A 1,780-nucleotide genomic window follows, 5' to 3' on the forward strand; every position below is an offset into this window, starting at 1 on the left:
GGGCGCACGACCCGCTCGCGGACCTGCACGCCCCCGCGCGGCGCCGCCCAGGGGCGTGCGGTCCCGGGCACGCGCCGCAGCGCCCGCGGGGCTCCGGGTCACGCGCAACGGCCTTCATCCGCAGGCCCTACCATCTGGCTCAACAGCTGCTGGGAGGCGGACGGGCGTGGCCGATGCGGTGATCGATCTCAATGCGGACCTCGGCGAGGGGTTCGGACGCTGGACCCTGACCGACGACGAGGCACTGCTGTCCGTGGTGACCAGTGCCAATGTCGCCTGCGGGTTCCACGCCGGGGACCCGTCGACGATGCGCCGGGTCTGCGCACTGGCGGCCGAGCGCGGCGTCCGGATCGGTGCCCAGGTCTCCTACCGCGACCTGGCCGGATTCGGCCGCCGCGCGATGGAGGTGCCCCCGGAGGAGCTCGCCGACGAGATCGCGTACCAGATCGGTGCCCTCCAGGTCTTCGCCCGCGCGGCCGGCTCCCGGGTCTCCTACGTCAAGCCGCACGGCGCTCTCTACAACCGGGTGGTCGGCGACTCCGAGCAGGCCGAGGCCGTGGTGGCCGGCGTGCTGCGGGCGGGCGCGGTCTGCGACGGGCCGCTGCCCGTGCTCGGCCTGCCGGGCTCGCTGCTGCTGGAGGTGGCCGAGGGCGTCGGGCTCCCGGTGGTCGCCGAGGCCTTCGCCGACCGCGCGTACACCCGCACCGGCACCCTCGTCCCGCGCCGCGAGCCGGACGCGGTGGTGCACGACCCCGAGTCGGTGATCACCCGCGCCGTCGGCATCGCCCGGGACGGCACGGTGGAGGCCGTCGGCGGCGAGCGGATCGGCGTCGAGGCCCGCTCGCTGTGCGTCCACGGCGACACCCCCGGCGCCGCCCAGCTCGCCTGGCGGATCCGCGGTGCCCTGGCCTCCGCCGGGGCCCGGGTGGAGGCCTTCACGTGACGGTGGGGACGGTGCGCCGGGTCGGCGAGCGGGCGCTGCTGGTCGAGCTGCCCGGGACGGCCGAGGTGGCGGCGCTGTACGGCTGGCTGAGCGAGCGCCGGGAGGCGGGCGCGCTCGGCACGGTGGAGGAGCTCGTACCGGCCGCGCGCACCGTGCTGCTGGACGGCGTCGCGGACGTCGACGCGGTGGCGGCGCTGCTGCGCACCGCCCGTCCGACGGCGGCCGGGGCGGCGCCCGGGCCGCTGGTGGAGGTCCCGACCGTGTACGACGGCACCGACCTGGCCGAGGTCGCCGCCCTGTGGGCGGTGTCCGAGGACGCAGCCGTCCGGATCCACACCGAACCCGAGTACGTCGTCGCCTTCTGCGGCTTCGCCCCCGGCTTCGGCTACCTCACCGGCCTCCCGGCACGGTACGAGGTGCCGCGCCGGGCCACCCCGCGCAGCTCCGTACCGGCCGGCTCGGTCGCCCTGGCCGGCCCGTACACCGGCGTCTATCCGCACCCCTCCCCCGGCGGCTGGCAGCTGATCGGCCGCACGGCACTCACGCTCTGGGACGCCGACCGGGTGCCCCCGGCCCTGCTGGCTCCCGGCACCCGGGTCCGCTTCACCCCGGAACGGGCTTGAGGGGAAGCGGAGTTGAACGAGTTGGTGGTGGAGCGGCCGGGACCGCTCACCACGGTCCAGGACCTCGGGCGGCGCGGCGTCGCCCACCTCGGGGTGCCCAGGGCCGGGGCGCTGGACGAGCCGGCGCTGCGGGCGGCCAACCGGCTGGTGGGCAACGAGCCCGGGGCCGCCGGGCTGGAGACCACGCTCGGCGGGGTCGCGCTGCGGGCCGTCG

At 77.1% G+C, this 1,780-nt stretch carries 2 protein-coding genes and 1 pseudogene; all 3 read left to right on the plus strand.

The genetic code is table 11. The features are described 5' to 3' along the window. The first annotated feature begins 166 nt into the window (after positions 1 to 166). Entirely contained in the window at positions 167 to 943 is a 777-nt protein-coding gene (locus KS423_RS44910; RefSeq protein ID WP_224285427.1) for a LamB/YcsF family protein, read from the plus strand. Continuing rightward, complete coding sequence (pxpB, locus tag KS423_RS44915; protein ID WP_224285428.1) at positions 940 to 1,566, plus strand: 5-oxoprolinase subunit PxpB; 627 nt, start codon at positions 940 to 942, stop codon at positions 1,564 to 1,566. Before KS423_RS44910 ends, pxpB begins: the two co-directional genes overlap by 4 nt. Positions 1,567 to 1,578: 12 nt before the next feature. Next, positions 1,579 to 1,780, plus strand: a pseudogene (locus KS423_RS44920) (allophanate hydrolase subunit 2 family protein); the annotation flags it as partial.

The organism is Streptomyces sp. LS1784, from assembly GCF_020103755.1.
Taxonomy (GTDB): Bacteria; Actinomycetota; Actinomycetes; order Streptomycetales; family Streptomycetaceae; genus Kitasatospora.